We start from the raw sequence: 5,074 nt of genomic DNA, 5'->3' as shown, positions 1-5,074 counted from the left end.
CGCAGCCAACGCCTCAAGACCCTCGGTCAGCGCAGCGCGGTCGGCTCCCACGACCACGGCCCGGTGTTCGAGAGTCGAGCGCCCCGTGGCCAGCGACCAGCCGACCTCCGTCGGGAGTGCCTCCGTGTCACCCGCCACGAACTCGCCCAGCCTTCGGGCCTGTTCGCGCAGTGCATCCTCCGAGCGTCCCGAGACCACCCACGGCACCACCCCACCGAGCACCCCGTCCGGTACCGCGTCGGGTGTCTCGTCCGCCGCTTCCTCGGGCGGGTCCTCGGGCGCTTCCTCAAGGATCACGTGGGCGTTCGTGCCAGAGATGCCGAAGGAGGAGACACCGGCCCGGCGCGGGCGGTCGCCGCGCGACCACGGGACCGGCTCGGTGAGAAGACGTACCCCTCCGCCGTCCCACTGGACGTGCGGGGTCGGCTCGTCGACGTTCAAGGTGGCGGGCAGCAGTTCGCGCTGCAGGGCCATCACCATTTTGATGACGCCCGCGACACCGGCCGCGGCCTGCGTGTGGCCGATGTTGGACTTGACCGACCCGAGCCACAACGGGCGGTCGTCCTCGCGCTCCTTGCCGTACGTGGCGATGAGCGCCTCGGCCTCGATGGGGTCGCCGAGCCTCGTGCCGGTTCCGTGCGCCTCGACCACGTCGATCTCCGACGTGGAGAGGTGGGCGCCGGCGAGTGCCTGGCGGATGACGCGGCGCTGCGAGGGGCCGTTGGGGGCGGTGAAGCCGTTGCTGGCGCCGTCCTGGTTGATGGCCGAGCCGCGGAGCACGGCAAGGATGTTGTGGCCGTTGCGACGGGCGTCGGAGAGACGCTCCAGCAGGATCAGTCCCGCGCCCTCTCCCCAGCCCGTGCCGTCGGCCGCGGCGGCGAACGGCTTGCAGCGGCCGTTGGGGGCCAGGCCGCGCTGGCGCGAGAAGCCGGTGAACACCTCGGGGGTGGACATGATGGTGACGCCGCCCGCCAGGGCCAGCTCGCACTCGCCCTGGCGCAGGGCGTTGGCCGCGAGGTGCATCGCCACCAGCGAGGACGAGCACGCGGTCTCGACCGTCACCGCCGGGCCCTCCAGGCCGAGCGTGAAGGAGACCCGGCCCGACAGGACGCTGGGCGCGGTCCCCGCGTACCCCTCCGTCGCCTTGCCTCCGGCGTCACCCTGGGTCTGGTTGCCGGTGGTCGCGGCGCCGACGTAGACACCGGTGGCGCTGCCCTTGAGCGAGGCGGGGTCGATGCCCGCCCGTTCGAGGGCCTCCCAGGACGTTTCCAGGAGCAGCCGCAGTTGCGGGCTGCTGGCCAGCGCCTCGCGCGGGCTGAAGCCGAAGAAGTCGGAGTCGAACCGGTCGGCGGCGGTGAGGAAGCCGCCTTCTCGGACGTAGCAGGTACCCGGGTGGTCGGGGTCCGGGTGGTAGATCCCCTCCAGGTCCCAGCCGCGGTCGGCGGGGAAGGGTTCGATGGCGTCGTCACCGGCGGCGACGAGGTCCCACAGGCCTTCTGGGGTCTCGATGCCGCCGGGGAAACGACAGGCCATGCCGACGACGGCCACCGGCTCCTGACGACGGCCCTCCACCTCGCGCAGCCGCTGCCGGGTGTCGTGCAGCTCGGCGGCGACCCGCTTGAGGTAGTCGACCAGTTCCTCTTCACTCGCCATGAGAGTTCACCCAGCCTTCAGCGTGGTTGTCGCGCCGTGCACGGTCGGTTCACACACCCAGTTCTTTGTCGATGAAGTCGAGGACCTGGTCGGTCGTGGCAACCTGGAGCTGCTCCTTCGTACTGCCCGAGCCGGGCACCGCACTGGCCGCCTTCCACTTCGACAGGAGCGACTCCAGTCGGGACGTGACCGCGTCGGCGTCGAGGTGTTCGACGAGGGCGGAGGACAGGGCGTTCTCGAGATTCGCGAGGTCGCGCAGGAGCGGGTCGGTGGCATCCTGCCCGGCGGGCGAGTCGCCGTCGGGGGCGAGCTGCGCACCGAGGTACTCGGCGAGGATGTCGGCGTCCGGGTGGTCGAAGACGAGACCGGAGGGCAGCCGGAGGCCGGTGGCGGCGGACAGTCTGTTGCGCAGTTCGACCGCCGTGAGGGAGTCGAAGCCGAGCTCCTTGAAGGTGCTGCCCGGTGTGAGGCTGTCCGTGTGGTGCCCCAGGACGGTGGCGGCCTGCTCCCTGATGAGTCGCACCAGCGTGTGGTGGCGGTCGGACGGCGGCAGGGCGGCGAGTCGGCCCGCCAGGTCGGCGGGCTGTCCGCCCGCCGTCGCGACAGCGGTGGGCCTGTTCGCCCCTCCCGCGGCGGTGGCGGCAAGGCCGCGCAGCAGGGCAGGCCTGGTGCCGACGGGGTGCGTGGCCAGGGTGCGCAGGTCGAGGTTGAATCCCACCAGGTGGGGGCGGCCGTGCTGGTGCGCGGCGTCGAGCAGGGCGAGGCCGTGGGCGTTGCTCATGCCCTTGACGCCGATGCGTGCCATTCGGGCGATGTCGGTGTTGCTGAGCCCGACCGTCATCCCGCCCGTCCTGGCCCCGGTGGCGGTTCCGGTCTCGGCGCCTGTAGTGGCGTCTCCCTTGTCGTTGGTGGCTTCCCACAGGCCCCAGCCGACCGACAGACCTGCCTGGCCCAGGGCCCGGCGGTGCTGCATCAACGCGTCGCAATAGGCATTGGCCGCCGCATAGTTGGCCTGCCCCGGACTGCCGAGCGTCGCGGCCGCCGAGGAGAACACCACGAACAACCCCAGACGCATCCCGCGCGTCGCCTCATCAAGGTTCGCCGCGGCAGCCGCCTTGGCCGCCCACACCCGCGCCAGGCTCTCGGGGGTCTGCGCGGTGACGACGGCGTCGTCCAGGACACCGGCCGCGTGGATCACACCGGTCAGCGGATGCGACGGATCCGTCTTCCCGACCAACTCCGCCACCGAAGCCGGATCACCGACATCAGCCGCGACGACTGCGACCTCGGCACCCAACCCCGCCAGTCGTTCGGCGAGTTCGCGACTTCCAGGCGCATCGGGTCCGCGGCGGCTGGCCAGCAGCAGACGCCGCACACCCCACTCCCGCACCAGGTGCTCGGCCACGACCTGCCCCAACGCACCGGTGCCACCGGAGATCAGCACCGTGCCCTCGGGGTCGAGGGCAGGCGGGATCTCCAGCACCAGCTTGCCGGTGTGCTTCGCCTGACTCATGAACCGGAACGCCTCCTGCGCCTTGCCCAGCGGCCAGGAACGTACCGGGAGTGCCTTAAGCCGATCTGAGGCGAACAACTCGCCGAGCTGGTCCAGCATCAGGGCGATGCGTTCGGGCCCGGCGTCGGCGACCAGGTCGTACACGGTGTACGTAACGCCCGGGTACTCCGCACCCACCTCTTCAGGAGTGCGTACGTCGGTCTTGCCCATCTCCAGGAACCGGCCGCCCTCCCCCAGCAACCGCAGGGACGCATCGATGAACTCGCCCGCCAGGCTGTTCAGCACGACGTCCACGCCTCGGCCGTCGGCGGCCTGCCGGAACGCATCCTCGAAGTCGAGGTCCCGGGAGGACGCACGGTGGGCGGTGTCGATCCCCATCTCTTCCAGCACTGCATGCTTGGCCGGGCTCGCGGTCGCGAAGACCTCGGCGCCCAGATGCCGGGCGATCTGGACGGCCGCCATTCCCACACCACCGGTGGCGGCATGGATCAACACCCGCTCGCCCGCCTTCAACCCGGCCAGCTCCACCAGCCCGTACCAGGCGGTGAGGAAGGCCGCCGGCATACCGGCCGCCTCCCGCATGTCCCAGCCCTGCGGGATCCGCGCGACCATCCTCGCATCGGCGATCACCACCGGGCCGTACGCGCCCTCGAAGACGCCCATCACCTGGTCGCCGACGGACAGGTGCGTGACGTCGGGGCCGACCTCCGTCACGACACCGGCACCCTCGCCGCCCATGGCTCCGTATGCGGGAACCATGCCCAGCGCGACCAGGACGTCACGGAAGTTGATCCCCGCAGCGTGCACCGAGAGGCGGACCTGTCCGGACGCAAGGGGTTCGAGCACCTCCGGGCAGGCCACGGCCGCCAGGTCGTCCAACGACCCGTCGTTGACCGTCCGCAGTCGCCAGGCCGCCTCGCCGGTCGGCGCGACGATGTCGGCGGAACGGTGCGCCGGGGTGAGGCGGGGGACGTATACCTGCCCCTCGCGGAGGGCGAGTTGGGGTTCGTCCAGGTCTTCGACGGCCTGGCGCAGGAGGGACTGCGGCAGCATGTCACCGCCGCCGACCGCATTGAGGTCCTCGTCGACGTCGAGCAGGACGAAGCGGCCCGGGTTCTCCGACTGCGCACTGCGCACCAGACCCCACACCGCAGCCGCCGACGCATCCACGTCACCATCACTGTCACCGGCGGTGGCCACCGCCCCACGCGTCACCACAAGGAGACGGGACTCGACCAACTCGGACGCCGCCAGGAACTCCTGCACCAACGACAGCACCCGCTCAGCCACCGGCAGACCGTCACCCGCACAACCCACGACAGGCGCGAGCACCGCCCACGGCACCTCATCACCCACCGCCGACACCACATCGGCCAGGCCGACACCATCCGCGAGCGCAACCCAACCGCCACCATCGGCCACACCGGCCTGCGGAGCCGGAAGCGGCGCCCACTCCACCGCGAACAGGCCTCGTACGTCGCGTCGTTGGGCAGCGGCGAGTTGGCCCGGCTTCACAGGGCGGGTCTGCAGGGCGTCGGCGCTCAGGACGAGTCCGCCGGTCGCGTCAGTGACCGTCACGCTCACCCCGTGGTCGGCGCTGTCCCCGACCGGACGGAGGCGCACACGTACCGTCGTGGCGCCCACGGCCCGCAGGGACACCCCGGTCCACGCGAACGGCACGTAGAGCTGGTCGTCCCCGGAGGCTTCCTCGAAGCGCGAGGCGAGGAGCGGGTGGAGGGTGGCGTCGAGGAGGGCGGGGTGGATGCCGTAGCCGTCGTGCGTACCGGCGGCCTCGGGCAGTGCCACCTCGGCCAGCAGATCCTGACCGTGCCGCCACACTGCCTGCAGCCCCTGGAAAGCCGGACCGTACCCGTATCCGTCCTCCGCGGCCCGCGCGTAGAAGTCCTC

General features: G+C 71.4%; 2 protein-coding genes. Both read right to left on the bottom strand.

Going from position 1 to position 5,074, the window contains the following annotated elements:
- Positions 1 to 1,653, bottom strand: a 1,653-nt coding sequence (locus tag AOK03_RS36355; RefSeq protein WP_208609668.1) for a type I polyketide synthase, incomplete at its 3' end; no start/stop codon positions are given.
- A 49-nt stretch (positions 1,654 to 1,702) separates the two neighbouring features.
- A partial coding sequence (locus AOK03_RS36350; protein ID WP_157869175.1) for an SDR family NAD(P)-dependent oxidoreductase occupies positions 1,703 to 5,074 on the bottom strand: 3,372 nt, incomplete at its 5' end.

Source organism: Streptomyces atriruber (assembly GCF_001418325.1).
GTDB lineage: Bacteria > Actinomycetota > Actinomycetes > Streptomycetales > Streptomycetaceae > Streptomyces > Streptomyces atriruber.
The sequence above is the reverse complement of the archived record's forward strand: the minus strand, read 5'-3'. Positions and strand labels throughout refer to the sequence as shown.